This window comes from Bdellovibrio sp. HCB185ZH, assembly GCF_047302455.1.
In the GTDB taxonomy this organism is placed as follows: domain Bacteria; phylum Bdellovibrionota; class Bdellovibrionia; order Bdellovibrionales; family Bdellovibrionaceae; genus Bdellovibrio.
Window position 1 is genome coordinate 3063711 of the sequence record NZ_CP178624.1, and the last position, 16945, is coordinate 3080655.

A 16945-nucleotide genomic window follows, 5' to 3' on the forward strand; every position below is an offset into this window, starting at 1 on the left:
GAATCCCCTTCGATACGCTTGTTAAATGTCATCGATCAATGAGCACTACACTTTTGAATATTCTCAGCCGGAAGATTATCACTTCTCTCACGATTCCGTTTTTTTAGCGCGTCAGGTTTACGAAATTTATCGTGATGAAGGTCTGACTCCGGCAGCGTGTTTGGATTTGTGTTCAGGTTGCGGGATTATTGGTTTGGATTTTCTTTTTCATAATCAAAAAGAGCGTGGTGTCGTTCCCAGATCGTTTGATTTTCTTGAAGTTCAATCCGCGATTTATCAACCGCACTTTGAAAAAAATGTGGCGCATGTGACGGATGCAAAAACGGCGATCAAATTTGTTCCTGAAAATTATGATGTGCTTCAGTCCGAACCTTATAAAAACCAGTACGATTTGATTCTGTGCAATCCACCTTATTTCCACAAAGACCAGGGGACACTTTCGCCTTCTGATTTTAAAAATCGCTGTCGTTTTTTCTTGGATTCTGATTTTGCGAATTTGATGAGAGGTATTGAAAACTCACTCCGTTCCGGTGGTCGTGCCTATGTGTTATTGCGTGAACAACGCCAACATGGGTGGAGTGCCTTCCATTTAGCTGGTCAGCATCTTAGTTCCACGATGAGTTTGGAGATCCTGGGCGACATTCGCGGCACCAGCTTGCTTGAAATTCGCAAGGCTAACTGAGAGCGGTCTTGCCAATTGAGAATCCACCAAAAACCGTTAAATACCCGTTAAGACTGGAAAACCGCGCAATTTTTCCATGCTTTTAAGCCAATTGGTTTTCAATTAGACCCGGCTAAGCCCCTCAACATGACAAGAAATCACAGCTCAGATAGTAGGTTCCCACTGTTCAATAAAGGGGAGAGCCTATGATTTCTCGTATCTTGCTTGCGATCGCACTTTTGGCGCCAGCTATGTCTTTAGCCCAAGTCACTTGTCCTTTGCGCAACGGCGAATCTGAACTGACTATCAACCGCGTAATGCGCAACTTTGGTAAATACACTGTTGACGCTGAAACAGTTGCCAGAAAAATTGGCGATCCTTGGGATAAATTAACAGATAAAGACATTCAAGTGGCGGTGGAAAACTTGAATATCGCGATTGCCTGTGCAGACGCTGTGCTAGTGAACCCCACTGAAGCAGTTCTTCCTACTAAAGGTTCTTTGATGGATGAAAAAGCCAAAGCAGAACTGAAAGAGTACTACTTGTACTTTATGGACGACTTTAAAACTTTCTTGATCGAATACCGTGATTTGTTGGCGAAAACCTTGGCGACTCCAGAGTCACAACGTGACTTGGCTGCGATCGTGGCAAAGAACCAGGAAATGAACGACAAAGTTAACCACGCTCACAAAAAACTTTAATTCAAAGGATTTTAATCATGCGCAAAATTTTAGCTTCTATTCTTGTAGTACTGACTGTTTTGGGTGTTGCTGCTTACGCTGAAGTGACAAGCATCAAGCAAGACATGATGATGATCGAAAAATACGCGAAACAAATTAAAGCGACTGCGGGCGATGCTTCTCAGAACCAACAAAACGCGGTGAACGCAAATCAGATTGCTTTACTTTTGCAGGCGAATCTTCAAAAAGTTCCAGACATCATTCGTCAATGGCCTCAAGATCAACAACCTGCTGTATGGCAGAACTATCAAGAGCACATCAATTACGGGTTGGCGATTGCGGTAAACATGCAAACAGCTTTCCAAAATAATGACAACGCAACGGCAGCGGCTTTGATTCAGCAATTGTTTGATGCAAAAGAAAACAGCCATAAGATTTATAACCACTAGTTTCGAACTCAGATCGAAAGATATTAAAAGGTACTAAGGGGCTGCCAAATGGCGGCCCTTTTGTTTTTTGGAGCGCCTTGACATCCTCGGGAATGCACTCAGACTTAAGGTCAACACAGGAGGACCGGTGGAGCAGGTTGTTTGGAAGCGCGTTCGGGAAACGTGGCTCAGTCGCAAGCCATCGCCTTTAGCAGGATTTATATCGGCAGTGACGGTATTAATCCTGGTGATAGGCGCTGTTTGTTTCTGGCAAGGCATATTACACGCAGATCAATGGATGGCAGCCTCGGGCGAGACCGTCTTTCAGCAAAAGCAAGTGTGGCGTCTTTGGACGACTCTGGTTGCTCACGGTGATACAGGTCACTTGCTTAACAATCTTATTTTATTTTTTGTGCTGGGCTATTTACTGATCGGCTATTTTGGTTCCTGGGTTTTTCCCATCGCCGCGATTTTCTTTGGTGGCATCACGAACTATTTTGTTCTGTTGAATTATGCTCCAGAGGTGCGATTGATTGGCGCATCAGGTGTCGTGTACTGGATGGGCGGAGCCTGGCTGGCACTTTACTTTATGCTCGATCAAAAAAGATCTTACGTGCAGCGCTCTTTACGTGCTGTGGGTGTGGCCTTAGGCGTGTTTATGCCGACATCAGCTTTTGATCCGCAGGTCAGTTACAGCGCGCATTTGGTGGGCTTTGTCTTAGGCGTGGCTTTTGGATTAGCTTATTACTTCTCTCGTCGCGCTGAATTTAAAAAAGCTGTGGTGTATGAGTACATTGTTTCAGAGGAGGACGAAGTGTCCACCCCTGAACAAGAATTATCGGGCGAACTATCTCATCCACACTCGAATCGGCATGGGCATTCCAGCTGGAATTGAGGTTGCGTAAATACGCAAAAATCTAACCTTTGCGGGACCGAAGTAAGCAGTTTTAGTTTCGTCTGCTTCGTAAACACCTTCGATACCATGCACGGGACGGCCCCACAGGACATGAGAGATCGTGTCGATGCGTTCGATGCGAGTTTTGGAACGAACTTGCACCATGATTTGCGAATACTTGTCGCTGTTGTGGATCAAGTAGTCTTTGTAGTCAGGAGATTGTGTCATAACGGTTGTCGTTAGAACTTCGGTCCACTGATTAGAAGCGTGTGCTGCGCCCAAGAAACCGAAAGTGATTAGTAGTGCTGTGATTAAGTTTTTCATAAGACCTCTCTCTTTAAGAAGATGTCGGTCTACACTTAATTAGCGGAAGAAAAAAGAGCTAACAGCTGATATAGGAATTACAAATATGAAAACTCTGTCTGACGTAAAATACTCCATCCTTGATCTCGCATCTATCGCACAGGGTAAAACTGTTGCGGACTCTTTTCGAAACTCTTTGGATCTCGCTCGTCATGCAGAGGAGTGGGGATTCACCCGTTATTGGTTGGCAGAGCATCACAATCTTGAAGGCATCGCGAGCAGTGCGACGTCCGTTTTAATCGGCTACATTGCTGGCGGCACCCAAACAATTCGCGTGGGCTCTGGCGGTATCATGCTTCCGAATCACGCTCCGCTTGTGATTGCTGAGCAGTTCGGGACTTTGGGTACGTTGTATCCTGGAAGAATCGATTTGGGCTTGGGGCGCGCACCCGGCACTGATGGTCTGACGATGCGAGCACTTCGTCGTAACATGCATCGGGAACCTGATTTTGGTGAACAAGTTTTAGAACTGCAAGGTTACTTTAAGGAATCAGCAGCTGCGGATCGCGTGCGTGCGATTCCGGGTGCCGGTGTGAAAGTTCCGTTTTGGATTTTAGGTTCCAGTCTTTACAGTGCGCAGCTTGCAGCGGTGATGGGACTTCCTTATGCCTTTGCTGGGCACTTTGCGCCAGATGAAATGTACGATGCGGTTCGCTTGTACCGCGCGGGATTTCAGGCTTCGGAATATTTGAAAGAGCCATACGTGATGTTGGGCATTCAAATTGTCGCAGCAGATACAGATGAAAAGGCGCAAAGGTTGTCGACGACAGTAATGCGCAGATTCCTTGGTATCATTCGCAATCAGCGTGTGAACTTAGAGCCTCCGGTTGATTCAATGGCAGCGTATTGGACTGTGCAAGAAGAACAGCTGGTGAAATCGCGCTTAGCGACGGCTGTGATCGGTGGGCCTGAAACGGTCCAGCGAAAACTTCAAGAATTCGTGAATATCCTTGAGCCCGACGAATTGATGATTGTCTCAGATCAATACGAACATACAGATCGTTTGCGTTCGTTTGAGCTTATATCGCAGCTGATGCGAAAACCCTGAGGCCGCCTAATGTTCCAGATAAAAAAGAATTAATGTGGTTTTAATCGGGGCTTAAGAACTCTTTGGTAACTTGTATTTGTGGCGAGCAATCAAATACAAAACCAAATGGAGGTTTTATGAAATTCGCACTTATCACAACAGCTATCATTTTCTCTGGTCTAATGGCTCAAGCGAACGAACCTGCTGCAGCTCCAGTTGCTGAGCAACAACCAGCTGCTCAAGTAGAGCAAAAAGCTGAAGTTAAAAAAGAAGTAAAACAGCATAAAAAACACGGCAAAAAAGACGTGAAAAAAGAAGAGATCAAAAAAGAAGAAGTTAAAACTGAAACTAAGTAATTAGTTTTAGGGCTTAGCTCTTAAATGAAAAAGGGAACCTTTTGGGTTCCCTTTTTTCGTATATGAAAAGTTAAAACTATTTCTTTTCAACAAGAGCTCCGCCCTCTGAGATCAGCATTAAAGATCCGTTGCCAGAAAGCTCTTTTGCTACGGATAGTTCGATGTCGGGTGCATCCATACCGATAGTGTTGCTGGTCATCCCAGCCGTACCGATAAGATTCTCGCCTTGCAGTTCCAGATTTTGAGCTTTTACAGAGATACTCCCTATGACTCCTGTCAATGTCATTCGAACATCTCGCAGTACGAGATCTTGAGCGATGATACTAACGCTAACACCAGATGTGTGTTGATCTCCGCAGATAAAAACTTTTTTAGCTGCATACGAAACATAAATCATTTCAGATGGTTGCTGCTTTTTTTCCTGAAGTCCCTGGACATCTTCAGCAGTCAGGTTTTCGCACCCCAGATTTATATAGCCAGAGCTGGACAAGTTTGCATGGGCCAACGCAAGTTGAGAGGATTCTCCTTTCAATTCTGGAGACAGTACCGGCTTGTTCTTTTCACCAACAACAGCAACTCCCACATTGCGAGCGCCCATTCCGCCAGTTTGCATGATGCTAATTCTTTTATCCGTGCGCAGGTATCCGGATTCATCTGTTAAGATGACTCCATACAGGTTAATTTTGCCAGGTTGTCCGCCTTGATACAATATCGCATCAAGCTCACGTTGGTGCTGTGCGAGTGCTTTGTCGAGGTCTTCTGTTGGTGATTTATAGCTACAAGCGGTCATAGACAATGTCAGTGCAACCAAAGGCAAGATAACGTTTTTCATACGGCTCCCATTTATTTGAATAGTGAGCGTTCTACCATATTTGAGTTCTTCTTTGGGGGGCTACCTTGGGGCGGTGAACTTAATCCAGAACTGTCTAAAGTGTCGTCAAATCAAGGGGCGGGAATTCTTTTAAAACAGTTTTAACCGGCTGTCGGTGGGGCTGAGTCTAATAGACAGGAAGGGGGCCAAGATGAGGTTCTTAATGTTAACAGTCGTTGTAGGGAGTCAGTTGTTTTCTTTAGTTTCGGAGGCGTCTGTTGCAGACCGTATCTTGCGTCGGAAACTTTTGCGAAGCCTGCAGATAATCGAATATTCGATTGCGGGTACTGAGAAGGGGAGTGCCGCGGCTCCTGGGGTGATTGTCGGATGAAGTGAATCTCGGACGTATCGGCTGTGTGGCTAAACGGCCAGCATTGTGGTTGGGGATCACCCCAAGTTGCTATAGAGCGGATGAAATAAGAAATTTCAGCAGTTCTTAGAAAACTGACTTTGGAACTAGCAATAAACCCCTAAAGGAATCGAGGCGCATATCGTAGTGGATGATTTTCTTCTTTAATGATTGAGTCTTTATTTTAATAACCTTTAAAAACAAAAGCCCGGATTCTTGCGAACCCGGGCTTTTTTATTTGTCTTCTTATTTGTAGAGAAGATATTTCTTTCTCTCTTTTTCCCAACTCTTTTCGTCTTTAGACATCGCTTTGTCCAAATCTTTTGGAGTGGCTTTTTTATCTTCAATCCAATTTTTAAGAGCTGGTCCGCCGTTGATCACATCAAATGCCAAACGGTCTTTGACATACTCATAAGCAAAATCACGATAGATTGGATAATTCGGATGCATTTCACGAATAACTTTTAACATCAAAGCTGTCAGACGGAAGGGTTTGAAGGCTTCGTGTTTGTATGCTGGTGTATCTGTGTGGAACTGGAAACCGTGACAAAGTTTACCGACATGTTTGTGAAAAGTTGGTTCAAAATAGCACTCCCGCAACGTCACGCCTTTGTGCCATTGAGGGGCTTTCTTTTTCATTCTTGTTAAAACTTCCGAGAAATCGATATCCGAAGCACCAATCACTTCAAGTGCTCGCGTTGTTCCGCGACCTTCAGAAAGAGTCGTTCCTTCAATCAACACCGTTCCTGGATAAGCACGAGCCATGTTAAGTGAAGCCGCATTCGGGGATGGGTTCACCCATGGGCGTTTCATATCCCAACCGGAGCCGGGTGCTTTGTTCGGTGCATAGCCCTTCATCTTTACAACTTGAAGTTCCAGGTCCATTTCATAGTATTCAGCAAAATAAAGTGCCAGCTCTCCCACAGTAAGACCGTGGCGCATTGGGATTGGAGCTGCTCCGACGAAAGATTCCCAACCTGGCAACATGCGGAACCCCTCAACCGGGCGACCGGCTGGATTTGGTCGATCCAAGATAATGATTGTTTTATCAAGTTTCGCGCACTCTTCCATCACATACAGCAAAGTCGTTATGAAAGTGTAAATACGGCAGCCCAAATCCTGAAGATCAAACAGCAAAACATCAAAGTGCTTCATCATTTCAGCGGTCGGTCTGCGCACTTCACCGTATAAGCTAAATATCGGAATTTTATGAACCGGATCGACAAAGTCAGGGCTTTCGATCATGTTGTCTTGCTTGTCTCCGCGCACACCGTGCTGGGGACCGAAAGCACAAGAGAGCTTAATTTTTTTAGCCAAAAGATCCAGACTGTGCTCAAGATTTTCATTCACGCTAGCAGGGTGGCAAACCAAACCAACACGCTTTCCTTTAAGGGATTTCAGCATTTTCGCATCGGAAAGCAAAACTTCGATACCAAGTTTCATTAATCAACTTCCTTGTTAAAGCAAAATTGTAAACCGATCCCGTGGGTGATTCAAATGGATTTGCCTCAGGACCATGGTCGCTTGTGTAGAGGCCTTTGCGGTCTGCCTCCGCCACCGCCTCCGCAGAAGTCTCCACCGTTACTTCTGACATCTGCGATTGTGTGCTTGATATAACCATGAATCCTGAAATACCGATAACTCCACAAATTGCTCATAAGGGCCTACTTGATGGCGCCACACTATGCTTGCTTATGGTCGCCGGTTTATGCCCATAACTCCTCCAATTGTTCCGAACTAAGTCCGCGCAAACGATTCTTGGAATACGGGCGACCATTCACTTCACATTCATTGAGCTGTATATAATCCCGCACAATTCGATAAGGCCTGTATCCCTTAATCACTCGACTAAAAGGACGCTGCTCCCAAACCCTAGGCCCTTCATTTTTGACATTAGGGGTATCGGTCAACCCTTGCGCAAACTGCCCCGCCACCACTCGCATAAAACTAAGCAAACGCGATCGCCGCCCACCCCGAATCAACAGGTGAACATGGTCTTTTAAAATCGAAAACTGTTCGATTTTAACAAAAAACTTCGCGGCATACCTTTTCAACACACGATTCATTAACGTGAAATGGCGCGGATGCCGAAGTCCACTCTTTACCGCCACCTTATTGACCTTAAAAACCAAGTGAATCGGATCTTTCGTCGAAAGCGGTCGAGCGCCGCGCCCCTTGGCCGAATTCCGAAGCGAACCCCCATGACAATAGCGATATTTCCAATGTATTTGCAGTGGCAAAAACGTCTGCTGCTTCATGATTTCTCCTGTGAAACCTGTAAGTCTGTAAATCTGTAACTCTGTAAGTCTGTAAGTCTGTAAGTTTGTAAGTCTGTAAGTCGAAAAACGATGGGGGTATCGGTCATCAGCAATCGTCGGATTGCGATGACCGATACCCTTTAAGTGATTTAGAACTGCAAAAACGCGGCTGATTTCATCTGGCATTTGTAGCGACAAGAGAAGACCAGGAATCGATTCTCGGACTTTCCCAGGTGGACGCTGTGGGACCGATACCTGTGCACAAAGGATTTACATGGCGGCGTTGTCAGAAATGATTTGGTTGCTCGGAAAGATTTGAAAGTATTAAAGCCATGATGACCGATACCCCCGTGCGCTGCTCCTTGTACCCATACTGGTAGTTTGGGTAGCAGAACGACGCATGGGTGCTCGGGAGCTCGAATCGATGCGGCCCGTCCGTCTAAAGATGATTCGTCTTATAGTTTCGAAATCCGCTGAGGGGTGAGTGAGGGTGTCCCTGAAAAGCGGTCACCTGACCGATACCCCCGCGGGCTGAATTGGTGCGGGTGGACGGTGGGCGGGTGGGCGGTGCGCGGGTGGTGGAAGGGCGCGAAGGAAGAGCGGAAGGGAGAGCGCGGGAAAAGTCCAGATCGTCCGGGTGCCGTTGTAAGAGTGGTCCGTCCTCCATTCGAGGGTGGGTTCTGAAGGTCCAAAAGGGAAATTTGTGCTAGTCCGTGGGGAATTCCTCCATGGCTTAAAGGGGCTTGCTAGGGTAGGATTAATAGCTGAAGGAGTCTTGTATGGACAACGGCACTATGTTTGTTATTGGCGGCGCGATTGCTATCTCGATCATTAGCTTTATGGTCTATGCGGTGTTGGCTTTCTTTTTCCCGGAATGGGTTGGAATCACTGGGAAAGTAGCTCTAAGTGCTGAACAAAGTCATGGTGAGGGCAAAGAAGCTCCTGAGCACATGATGGATAGATTCTAATCACGAGAAAAGATTGATGCGATCGCAGTGGGTATGATGCCCTTGAAAATCCACCGGCAGTTTCTAGAAGCCAAGGGATCCGCTGAAAACCTTGGCTGTTAGCACCAGGAATTAAGATCCTGACGACTTTTTCCGGAATTTCCCCGCACTGATCTTCATGTTCTTTTTCAAAAACCGGCTGAAATAGTTGGGATCATCAAATCCCAGACTGTAACCAATCTCGGAAATACTCAAATCGGAATACGATAACAATCGCTTCGCCTCGAGCATGCAGCGATTCAATATGTACTCTTTCGCGGAAGGTCCCAGTACGCGTTGAATTTTTGCAGACAGGGCTTTCGCGGTGATGCCCAGTTTGCCCGCATAGAATTCGACCTGATGCTGTTCCTGAAAGTGCTCTTCCACCAAATCTGTGAATTGAGAAATAACATCATCGTTTTCCGCCAACTGGCGATCCGCTGCTTTACCCAGTCGAAGTGCTTCCAACAATATCAGACTCAGATAGCTTTGCAGGCACATCTCAAAGTTATCACCCTCCCCAATAAATTCTGCTTCCATCATTTCCAGGAAATTTTCCGAGAAAACGTGATTGCCTTTGGGAATTTTAAAATGATCGGGAACCTGACGACTGTGTTGCGCAAGTCTGGACTTACCGATGAAGTCTTTGTTGAAAGACTCCTCGGTGTATTCAATCACAAAACCCTTGCTGCGGGTGGAAAGTTTCCAACCATGCATCTGCCCGGGCTTAATCAAAAAAACCTGGGAGCCCTTTACGGGATACGTAGTGAAATCAATTTCATGCTGACCCACCGAAGAATGCACAATCACGATTTGATAAAAGTCATGCTTGTGAGGAAACGGAACTTTAGGAGTCAAACGATCCTGTAGGCGCTCGATACGAATATCCCCGCGACGAACCATTTTCACGCCGAGTGATTCCAAGGGATGACGTTTTTTAAGTTCGGAACGTGCGCTCATGGAAACCTATTTCAAAAGGAATTTAATCAATTCTTCCTTATGAGCATAGCCATCTTTACGGCCGATTTCTATAAGATCCGAGCAGAATGTTGGATCAAACATCAAATAACTGATGATTTCGCTCGCGTCTTGCATGCTGCCAAGTCCCTTCATCAGATAACGAATGATGCGGGGAAGTTTTGCGGCTTTTTGCACGGCCATTTCGCCGATATCTTCAGAAGGTGAAATAAAAAGAAAATCCAGTGGACGAAGAGCGACTTTTTTTTGTTGTTCCGGAGTGATTGCAGAAGCGTATTCATTTAAGCGGCGAAGTTTTTCAATATCTTGTTCAACCGCATCTAGCAAAACACCATTCAGTATCGTATTAATCACGCGAGCGATGCTTGGAGCAGTGTCTGTGCTGCCCGCATGCAAGTCATAAGCGGTGGAGCCTTGCAGGCGCACACCAATAACCATCAATTTTTCTGCTCCCAAATAAATCACCGGACTGCAGGGCGCGTGATTACGAACAGCTCCATCACCAAAAAATCGATCATTCACCTTTATCGGAGGAAAGATCAATGGAATCGCAGCCGAGGCCATAATATGTTCAGTGGTGATTGGACTGTATTCACTGCGCTTGCGACCCTTGTCCCACGATGCCAAAGTGCCTTTGCTTTGCACGAAAGATGTCGTCGCTGATTTTGCATAATCAATGGAAGTGATGCACAGAGCATCGATATGACCTTGTTCAATATTTTCCTGCACGCGTTCGTAATCCATATTACGACTTATCAAACCACGTAGGGGAGTCGTATCTAGAAGTCCTCGGCCTGGAGTCGTTCCAGCGATGCCGCCCAAGGAAAGTTCCTTCAACCACTGGATTCCGATTTTACCCATCGTCATCGAGTCTGTTGAAAACACTTGATCGAAATGAACTTCACTCCACAGGCGAGCCAGGGATTCGGTGGCGTATTTATAATCATTGGCATTACTTGCAAGTGAACTTGCATTGATCGCGCCAGCGCTCACGCCAGAAAGAAAATCAAATTTCAGAGGAACACCAGAGGATTGTGCGATCTCATAGGCTGCGACCAGAACACCTGCTTGATAAGCACCGCGTGCTCCGCCGCCGGAAAGAACTAATCCTGATTTTTTCGCCATGTGGTTAACTCCTCAATCAATGCAAAGTACTTAATATTTATCGGCATTTTCATTCGGGAGCTGTAAAGAATGGACGCAAGAAATAGCGAGCTAAATTAAGGGACTCGGCAAAGGTCGAGTTCAGCTTGCAGAGAGTTGGTAAGCAGGATCTGCTGGCTAAAATTAAAACGAGAGTTTTATAAATTAGCCAGCTTCGTCTTAGGGTAATACCAGGTAGATATACAATAGACCCATGATGGTGCCGACACCCGCAAGGATAGCGGCAATAGATCCAAGAAGAACATAGAGTTGTTTCGAGCGAGGTTCTGTCTGTGGATCTAATTCCATCTTGATTTCCTTTTTTTAGAAAGAACTATTTGCAGTTCAAAACGCCAAGGCCGCGGTCTACTTGAGCGTTTGAAGTTTCTTGCGCAATAATAGCTTTACCAGCTGTCACAAGAACTTTCAATTTGTCTCCGCCTGGGATGTTTTCTACACAGCTCATTTGACCCAAGTTTGCTGAAAGTTTGCAGTTAAAATCAGCCGTCCACTCGCGATAGTCAAATGCCAATTCACCTTTCATGAAAGTTGGAATAGCAGTCGGTGTTGCTTCAAATTCAACATAAGTTCCAGAATCCAAAGTGCCTTCGCACACGATTTTTTTTGGGTTTACATCAGCAAATGCATTCAAAGAACCAGTAACGATAAGCGCGATTACAGCGAAAAGTTTCATATGGGAATCTCCTTTGATTTTGATGCAAGACTTGTAAACCAAGGGCGTTGAAATTGAAAGTGAGGATTGTGTTAACGCAAATATTACGGCGCCCTGAATAATGATGGAGTCATACCAGCGACGAAAGGCTGGTAAACAAACGGCCGCTTGGAGGCTTTCAAAGCATCCCCTAGAATGAAGAAATGAAGCTATTTCTGCTAGTTACCCTGTTTTCGTCACTGACCTATGCCTCCCAATTCACATTGGATCGCACCAATAAAATGGGTATCCGAAAAATCACGGTGATTGAAGAATCCCGAGGTCATTACATTTTTGATGGCAAAGACCTGGGTGCAAAGCTTCCAGCCAAGGTGAGAGCATCCTGGAGCGCGATTAAAAATCCGCCATCTCGCAAACCGGCTTCCAGCTGCTGGTCAGGAACATTTCTTTATACAGTTAAGAATGGCAGCAAAATCTCAAAGATCCGCGGCTGCACTGAAGGTGACGCCTATGGAAAAATGGTCGGTCACATTGATACCGTTCGCAAATATGCTGTGGGAGTGAAAAAGTGATCAGTAAAGCCGTTCTGATTATTTTAAGTGCAAGCTTATTTGCCAACACTTCGTGGGCAGATAATTTATCGAAAAATGAGTTGCAGGAGCTGATTACAAAGGTGGATCGGGTGCGTGAGGCGGTGAAAGTTTCCGCGCAACAAACTCAGACGTGCACTCCACCTGCGCCCGAGTCCTGTAGCTTTGAGGCTTACTGCGGAAAAATGGCGGAGCGCGGTTCTGAAGCCTATCTATATCAAGATTCCGAGGGCTATCAAATTCCCAACTATTCCTATTTGTTTTTCGCTGAAGAGGCCGAGATCTGCGCACGAAACTCTCATCCACCCTTGTTAGACGACCCATTCTTTTATCCCGAACAGTTTGTCGATGCCGCGAAAGCGGGTGGTAAGGAAAACCTAAGACAGAATCAAGAGAAACTCAATAAAGCGACGACGCGAATGAAGGATATCTTTGAGGATACCCGTGAGCGAGTGATCAGTGTTCTTTCAAAAAGAAAAAACAGTTCAAATAAAAGTCAAATCGATCGAATGATCGAACGCGTGAAAAGCGTGCGCATGAAAATCGGGACGCCTGGACCGGCAGAGGAGATGGGTAAGCAAGGTTGCGAAGTTCCTAATGCAGCTTACAACTTAGAGCTTCATGAAATGATGATCTGCCCGCAAGTTTTAAATATGCCTGAATCAAGTCTATTCACTTTGATTGGTCATGAGCTGGGACATGCTATTGATCCGTGCTCGGCTGCCTTAGATTTTTCCCAGAGCGGCGCCAAGTTTCCTGATTGGATGAATATGCTGGTGAAACCAAACACCGCGCCAACGACTTCCAAGGGATTTGCTGCCGGCGAAAATCCACTTGAAGACGTTATTTCTTGTCTGGGAAAACCTTCATCTATTGGTGTTAAGGTCCCAGACAAGGATACTTTGCTAAAAGATGTGAAGTCTCAGTTGGCAAACCTGGTTGACTTTGTCGAGTCAGGTGAAGATCAGGAAATGGGTGAGGGCAACGAAGAAATTCGTGGGGGAGTTGGTGCGCGGGACGCGGTCCGCGGGCAGTTGGAAGATCGTCGAGACATGTTAAATAATCACTATGACCAGTTTAAAGGCTGCTCTGCCGTGACCGGAAGTATTTTGATTGATGAATCCTTTGCTGATTGGATTTCCTCTCAAGCATTAGGGGAAAAAATCACTTCTTTACCAACCTCAAAAGCTGCAGAGTATGCATTTGCCGCTCCGGGAGTATTTTATAGTGCTGCTTGTCCTGGGTTGGTCGCACAGTCTTTTGCCAAAGCTAAGGCTATGGCGCCTAAGTGCAGTTCCCTGAATAAATTTGCGAATGCGGAAAAGGGAGACATGGGCACCGAAGGATTACCTCATCCAGAAACCAATCAACGCGTGAACCGTATTTATTTCGCCAAACCAGAAATTAAAAATGCGCTGTCTTGCCAAGGTGGCGAAACCGGAACAGAATGTAAGTAAAACGAAGCCGGAGGTTCCATGATCGATCATACAGGTGTGGCAGTCAGTGATTTTACCAAGAGCAAAGAGTTTTACAGCAGAGCTTTGGCTCCATTGGGTTATAAAATGCTGATGGAAATCCCGGCGGCCGTGACCAAGAGTGCCGATGTTGCGGGATTTGGCGAGCCACCTAAAGCGGATTTTTGGATTAACAGCGGCACTCCGCAAAAGCCCCACGTGCATGTCGCGTTTCGTGCGCAAACTAAAAAACAAGTCGATGAATTTTATGCTGCTGCTTTAGCAGCCGGGGGCAAAGACAATGGCAAACCTGGTCCTCGTCCTCATTACCACGCAAATTATTACGGTGCTTTCGTGTTAGATCCAGATGGGCACAACATCGAAGCCGTGTGCCATCACGAATAGTTCAAACTTCTAAAATCAAAGTGACGGGGCCATCGTTAATTAAGTCGATTTTCATATCGGCCCCGAAAACACCACCTTGAGTGGGAAGCCCGGCCAAGCGACTTAACTCCAGTGCCTTGTTATAAAGAGGTTCCGCTAATGCTGGAACTTCGGCTCCGATAAAACTGGGACGATTTCCTTTGGAAGCATCTCCCAGCAGAGTGAATTGCGATACGAGCAGGTGTTCGCCGCCGATGTCCTTCAAGGAAAGATTCATCTTGCCCTCGGCATCTGGAAACACCCGAAGAGCCGCAATTTTAGTGATGAGTTTATGCAATTGAGTCTCGGTGTCGCCTTTGGCAACGCCCAACAAAGTCAGAAAACCCGGTCCAATAGACGAAATTTTATTGCCGTCGACAGTGACGGAGGCGGAAAGAACTCTTTGAACAACGGCTTTCATTTTAATTACCTTTTCGTGATATCGAACGTAATCAATTTGAAAGCCGATGTCAAAATGACTAGTGGGCTACGCGATGAGATCCGGCTTCAAGGGTGTTTATCAGTCGCACCGATGAAAATGGTTTGCCAAAGAATTCATTAAATCCAGCAGATAGAGCTTTGTCGTGATTGTCCTTGTCATTAAAGGCTGTCACCGCTACAGCGGGAATTTCTTTTTCCAGAGGGGTTTCTCCAGCGCGCACCTTTCGCAACAATGAAAATCCGTCCTCAATCGGCATACTCAAATCACTTACCAAAGCATCAAAATGGAAAAGGCGGGAAATGCGGATGGCTTCATCCACAGAACTCGCTATTTCTACTTGAGCACCTGATTTACGCAAAACCGCTTCGACTAGCTGAAGGCAGTCCGGGTCATCATCCACTGCGAGGACATGAATCCCTTGAAGAGGTTTTTGCGGATCTTTTGCGTATTCGTGAAGGGCTTCATCGGAGTGCACGTTTTTTTCTTCGATTAAAGGAATGACCACTTCGGCAGTTGTGCCCTTTCCTTCGCCGTCACTGCTAAGAGTGATTTGGCCATTATGCTTTTCGACGAGATATTTGCTGATCGATAGTCCCAAACCTAAACCTCCATGTTTTCGGGTTGTCGTGCTATCCGCTTGAAAAAATCTAGTGAAAAGGTGTGATTGGTTTTCTGGTGAAAGACCCACACCGTTGTCTTTAACTTTAATGACGGCACCGGGTCCACGTTTTTCAACGGATACCAAGATTTCGCCACCCTCTGGAGAGAATTTAATGGCGTTGATTAAAAGGTTGGTGAGGACTTGTTGTAAACGGAATGAATCACCAAGGACCATGGCTTCTGTGACCCTTGGGAGCAAATGTATCTCAATATTTTTCTTTTGAGCTTCTGTCGTCACAGTGGCAAGGGTTTGTCTCGCTACGTCCACGACGTTCACTTCAACATTGTCCATGCTGAGACGGCCCGCCATGATGCGCGAGGAATCCAAGAGATCTTCCACGATGTGCGCCTGTGTTTTCGCATTTCGATCAATCACTTCAAGACCCCGATGCAGATCCTCGGGAGTGGCAGCAGAATCTTTCATAATTTCAGTCCATCCTAAGATGGAATTGAGTGGAGTTCTTAATTCATGAGACACAGTCATCAGGAACAGGTCTTTCGCTTCATTGACCTTTTGCAACTCTGCAACTTTGGAAGATAGTGAACTGAATAAGCTTACATTCTCCATTGCCACAGAGACAGTATCAGCCAGAGCTTGGATCAGATCCAATTCTTGATCTGTGCATTGATGTCGTTCCGCCCAATAGATACCGATCGCTCCAATGGGATCATCGCGACGAATTGGAACCATGGCGAGACTTTTAACGAAGGTGGGTTTGTAAGCTTCTATCGGAATGCGGGGATCTTGATAAATGTCTTCGATAATGACAGCTTTTTTATTCATCATTGCCCAGCCACTTATACAAGAGGGCATAGGGAAGCGTTGGCCTTTCCACAATGGACTGATGGCGTCTTCGTCCGCATAAAAGCAAAAGCCATTATCTTTGAGTACAAATGTCGCTCCATCAGACTGCGCAATTTCCCGCGCAGCGGACCTAACCAGAGTCATTATAGTGTCAAGATCTCGGGCAGCTGATAGTGATTGAACGACGCTGACCAATCGATCAACGCGCGCGATGTAGCTATCATAGCCACCGATGTTGCTGCGGCTGATTTTGCCGCGCACAGCTTCTGTCATAACTCCTCCGATGGAAATCAAACGCAGTTTACTAAACAAATGTTTGAATGTTCCCTTTACAAAGAGATAACTGACACAACATATTATCTCCCTTTGAGCCCATTACTGACAGTACAGTTTCTGGTCTCACTGAAAAACTGTTTAATTATTTAACACTCAAGTAATACATTCATGTTTGACTTGGTACATAGAGTTAGGCTGGGTCCTGTGTTAAAGGATAGTTTATACGGAGATTCTAATATGAAATTTCTAGCGTTAACTTTGGTTACTTTGATGACATCGACATCTTTTGCGAAGATTTCTTCCGCAGAAATCGATCAGCTTTGTTTGGATCTATTGATTCAGCAAGCACATCAAATTCAAGTAACTGGTGATGTTCACGACGATGAACGCCTGTCAGATATTTTGCTTCCCGCTAAAGAGCGTGAAAAATATCCTTCGACGGTGATTGAGAATACTTGTATCAAAGTTTCCTATGATGGCATTTACGAGTGCCAACTATTTATCGTCGGCACGGTCAATGGCGTTCCGATGGGTGAAACCCATTTGGAATATTCAGCGTGGATCGGTGCGGATCAAAAGCCCACGTCTATTTTAAATAAATTTGTCGAGATTTCTCGCGGTCATTAA

The 16945-nt window shown here is 45.7% G+C and carries 21 protein-coding genes; 11 read left to right on the plus strand and 10 right to left on the minus strand.

Annotated elements, in window-relative coordinates; translation table 11 throughout:
• Window positions 1–25: 25 nt before the first annotated feature.
• The 4 genes from ACLSU7_RS14990 to ACLSU7_RS15005 all read left to right on the plus strand — a co-directional run bounded on the left by ACLSU7_RS14990 (window position 26) and on the right by ACLSU7_RS15005 (window position 2664).
• Window positions 26–682 (plus strand): methyltransferase, encoded by a 657-nt coding sequence (locus ACLSU7_RS14990; protein ID WP_413292723.1) that lies wholly within the window; start codon window positions 26–28, stop codon window positions 680–682.
• 185 nt (window positions 683–867) lie between these two features.
• Window positions 868–1362, plus strand: coding sequence for a hypothetical protein (locus tag ACLSU7_RS14995; protein WP_413292724.1), 495 nt, complete (start codon window positions 868–870; stop codon window positions 1360–1362).
• A gap of 17 nt (window positions 1363–1379) precedes the next feature.
• Complete coding sequence (locus tag ACLSU7_RS15000) at window positions 1380–1790, plus strand: hypothetical protein (protein ID WP_413292725.1); 411 nt, start codon at window positions 1380–1382, stop codon at window positions 1788–1790.
• A gap of 127 nt (window positions 1791–1917) precedes the next feature.
• A complete protein-coding gene (locus tag ACLSU7_RS15005; RefSeq protein WP_413292726.1) occupies window positions 1918–2664 on the plus strand; it encodes a rhomboid family intramembrane serine protease in 747 nt (248 codons plus the stop codon).
• Here ACLSU7_RS15005 and ACLSU7_RS15010 read toward each other — a convergent pair.
• Complete coding sequence (locus tag ACLSU7_RS15010; RefSeq protein WP_413292727.1) at window positions 2617–2988, minus strand: hypothetical protein; 372 nt, start codon at window positions 2986–2988, stop codon at window positions 2617–2619. The two genes, ACLSU7_RS15005 and ACLSU7_RS15010, sit on opposite strands and share 48 nt — an antisense overlap.
• Before the next feature lie 85 nt (window positions 2989–3073).
• On the opposite strand from ACLSU7_RS15010, the gene ACLSU7_RS15015 reads away from it, so the two are divergent.
• Together ACLSU7_RS15015 and ACLSU7_RS15020 are read left to right on the plus strand one after the other, a co-directional pair.
• Window positions 3074–4075 (plus strand): LLM class flavin-dependent oxidoreductase, encoded by a 1002-nt coding sequence (locus ACLSU7_RS15015; protein ID WP_413292728.1) that lies wholly within the window; start codon window positions 3074–3076, stop codon window positions 4073–4075.
• Between the two features lie 116 nt (window positions 4076–4191).
• A complete protein-coding gene (locus tag ACLSU7_RS15020) occupies window positions 4192–4410 on the plus strand; it encodes a hypothetical protein (protein ID WP_413292729.1) in 219 nt (72 codons plus the stop codon).
• A 76-nt stretch (window positions 4411–4486) separates the two neighbouring features.
• On the opposite strand, the gene ACLSU7_RS15025 is transcribed toward ACLSU7_RS15020, so the two are convergent.
• The 3 genes from ACLSU7_RS15025 to ACLSU7_RS15035 all read right to left on the minus strand — a co-directional run bounded on the left by ACLSU7_RS15025 (window position 4487) and on the right by ACLSU7_RS15035 (window position 7888).
• Window positions 4487–5242 (minus strand): hypothetical protein, encoded by a 756-nt coding sequence (locus ACLSU7_RS15025; protein WP_413292730.1) that lies wholly within the window; start codon window positions 5240–5242, stop codon window positions 4487–4489.
• 634 nt (window positions 5243–5876) lie between these two features.
• Window positions 5877–7073 carry an exo-beta-N-acetylmuramidase NamZ domain-containing protein gene (locus ACLSU7_RS15030; protein WP_413292731.1) on the minus strand — a complete coding sequence of 399 codons (1197 nt, stop codon included), beginning with the start codon at window positions 7071–7073 and terminating at the stop codon, window positions 5877–5879.
• A 263-nt stretch (window positions 7074–7336) separates the two neighbouring features.
• Window positions 7337–7888 carry a transposase gene (locus tag ACLSU7_RS15035; RefSeq protein ID WP_413292732.1) on the minus strand — a complete coding sequence of 184 codons (552 nt, stop codon included), beginning with the start codon at window positions 7886–7888 and terminating at the stop codon, window positions 7337–7339.
• Window positions 7889–8667: 779 nt separating this feature from the next.
• On the opposite strand from ACLSU7_RS15035, the gene ACLSU7_RS15040 reads away from it, so the two are divergent.
• Window positions 8668–8856 (plus strand): hypothetical protein, encoded by a 189-nt coding sequence (locus ACLSU7_RS15040; RefSeq protein WP_413292733.1) that lies wholly within the window; start codon window positions 8668–8670, stop codon window positions 8854–8856.
• A gap of 111 nt (window positions 8857–8967) precedes the next feature.
• Here the strand turns inward: ACLSU7_RS15040 and ACLSU7_RS15045 are convergent, their stop codons facing one another.
• From ACLSU7_RS15045 to ACLSU7_RS15060, 4 genes are all read right to left on the minus strand, one after another.
• Complete coding sequence (locus tag ACLSU7_RS15045) at window positions 8968–9834, minus strand: AraC family transcriptional regulator (RefSeq protein WP_413292734.1); 867 nt, start codon at window positions 9832–9834, stop codon at window positions 8968–8970.
• 6 nt (window positions 9835–9840) lie between these two features.
• A complete protein-coding gene (locus ACLSU7_RS15050; protein ID WP_413292735.1) occupies window positions 9841–10977 on the minus strand; it encodes a patatin-like phospholipase family protein in 1137 nt (378 codons plus the stop codon).
• Between the two features lie 198 nt (window positions 10978–11175).
• Window positions 11176–11304: a hypothetical protein gene (locus ACLSU7_RS15055; RefSeq protein ID WP_413292736.1), complete on the minus strand. Its 129-nt coding sequence runs from the start codon at window positions 11302–11304 to the stop codon at window positions 11176–11178.
• A gap of 25 nt (window positions 11305–11329) precedes the next feature.
• A complete protein-coding gene (locus ACLSU7_RS15060) occupies window positions 11330–11689 on the minus strand; it encodes a hypothetical protein (protein WP_413292737.1) in 360 nt (119 codons plus the stop codon).
• A 182-nt stretch (window positions 11690–11871) separates the two neighbouring features.
• On the opposite strand from ACLSU7_RS15060, the gene ACLSU7_RS15065 reads away from it, so the two are divergent.
• Genes ACLSU7_RS15065 through ACLSU7_RS15075 form a run of 3 tightly spaced genes read left to right on the plus strand, consistent with a single transcriptional unit; the run spans window position 11872 to window position 14117 of the window.
• The gene (locus ACLSU7_RS15065) at window positions 11872–12240 is read left to right on the plus strand and encodes a hypothetical protein (RefSeq protein WP_413292738.1); all 369 of its coding nucleotides are present in this window, start codon (window positions 11872–11874) and stop codon (window positions 12238–12240) included.
• Window positions 12237–13715, plus strand: a complete 1479-nt coding sequence (locus ACLSU7_RS15070; RefSeq protein WP_413292739.1) for a hypothetical protein — start codon at window positions 12237–12239, stop codon at window positions 13713–13715. Before ACLSU7_RS15065 ends, ACLSU7_RS15070 begins: the two co-directional genes overlap by 4 nt.
• Before the next feature lie 18 nt (window positions 13716–13733).
• Window positions 13734–14117 carry a VOC family protein gene (locus tag ACLSU7_RS15075; protein ID WP_413292740.1) on the plus strand — a complete coding sequence of 128 codons (384 nt, stop codon included), beginning with the start codon at window positions 13734–13736 and terminating at the stop codon, window positions 14115–14117.
• A gap of 1 nt (window position 14118) precedes the next feature.
• Here the strand turns inward: ACLSU7_RS15075 and dtd are convergent, their stop codons facing one another.
• Both dtd and ACLSU7_RS15085 read right to left on the minus strand, forming a co-directional pair.
• Window positions 14119–14556, minus strand: coding sequence for a D-aminoacyl-tRNA deacylase (gene dtd / locus ACLSU7_RS15080; protein ID WP_413292741.1), 438 nt, complete (start codon window positions 14554–14556; stop codon window positions 14119–14121).
• 58 nt (window positions 14557–14614) lie between these two features.
• Complete coding sequence (locus ACLSU7_RS15085; RefSeq protein WP_413292742.1) at window positions 14615–16315, minus strand: ATP-binding protein; 1701 nt, start codon at window positions 16313–16315, stop codon at window positions 14615–14617.
• 240 nt (window positions 16316–16555) lie between these two features.
• Between ACLSU7_RS15085 and ACLSU7_RS15090 the strand changes: the two genes are divergently transcribed.
• Window positions 16556–16945, plus strand: coding sequence for a hypothetical protein (locus ACLSU7_RS15090; RefSeq protein ID WP_413292743.1), 390 nt, complete (start codon window positions 16556–16558; stop codon window positions 16943–16945).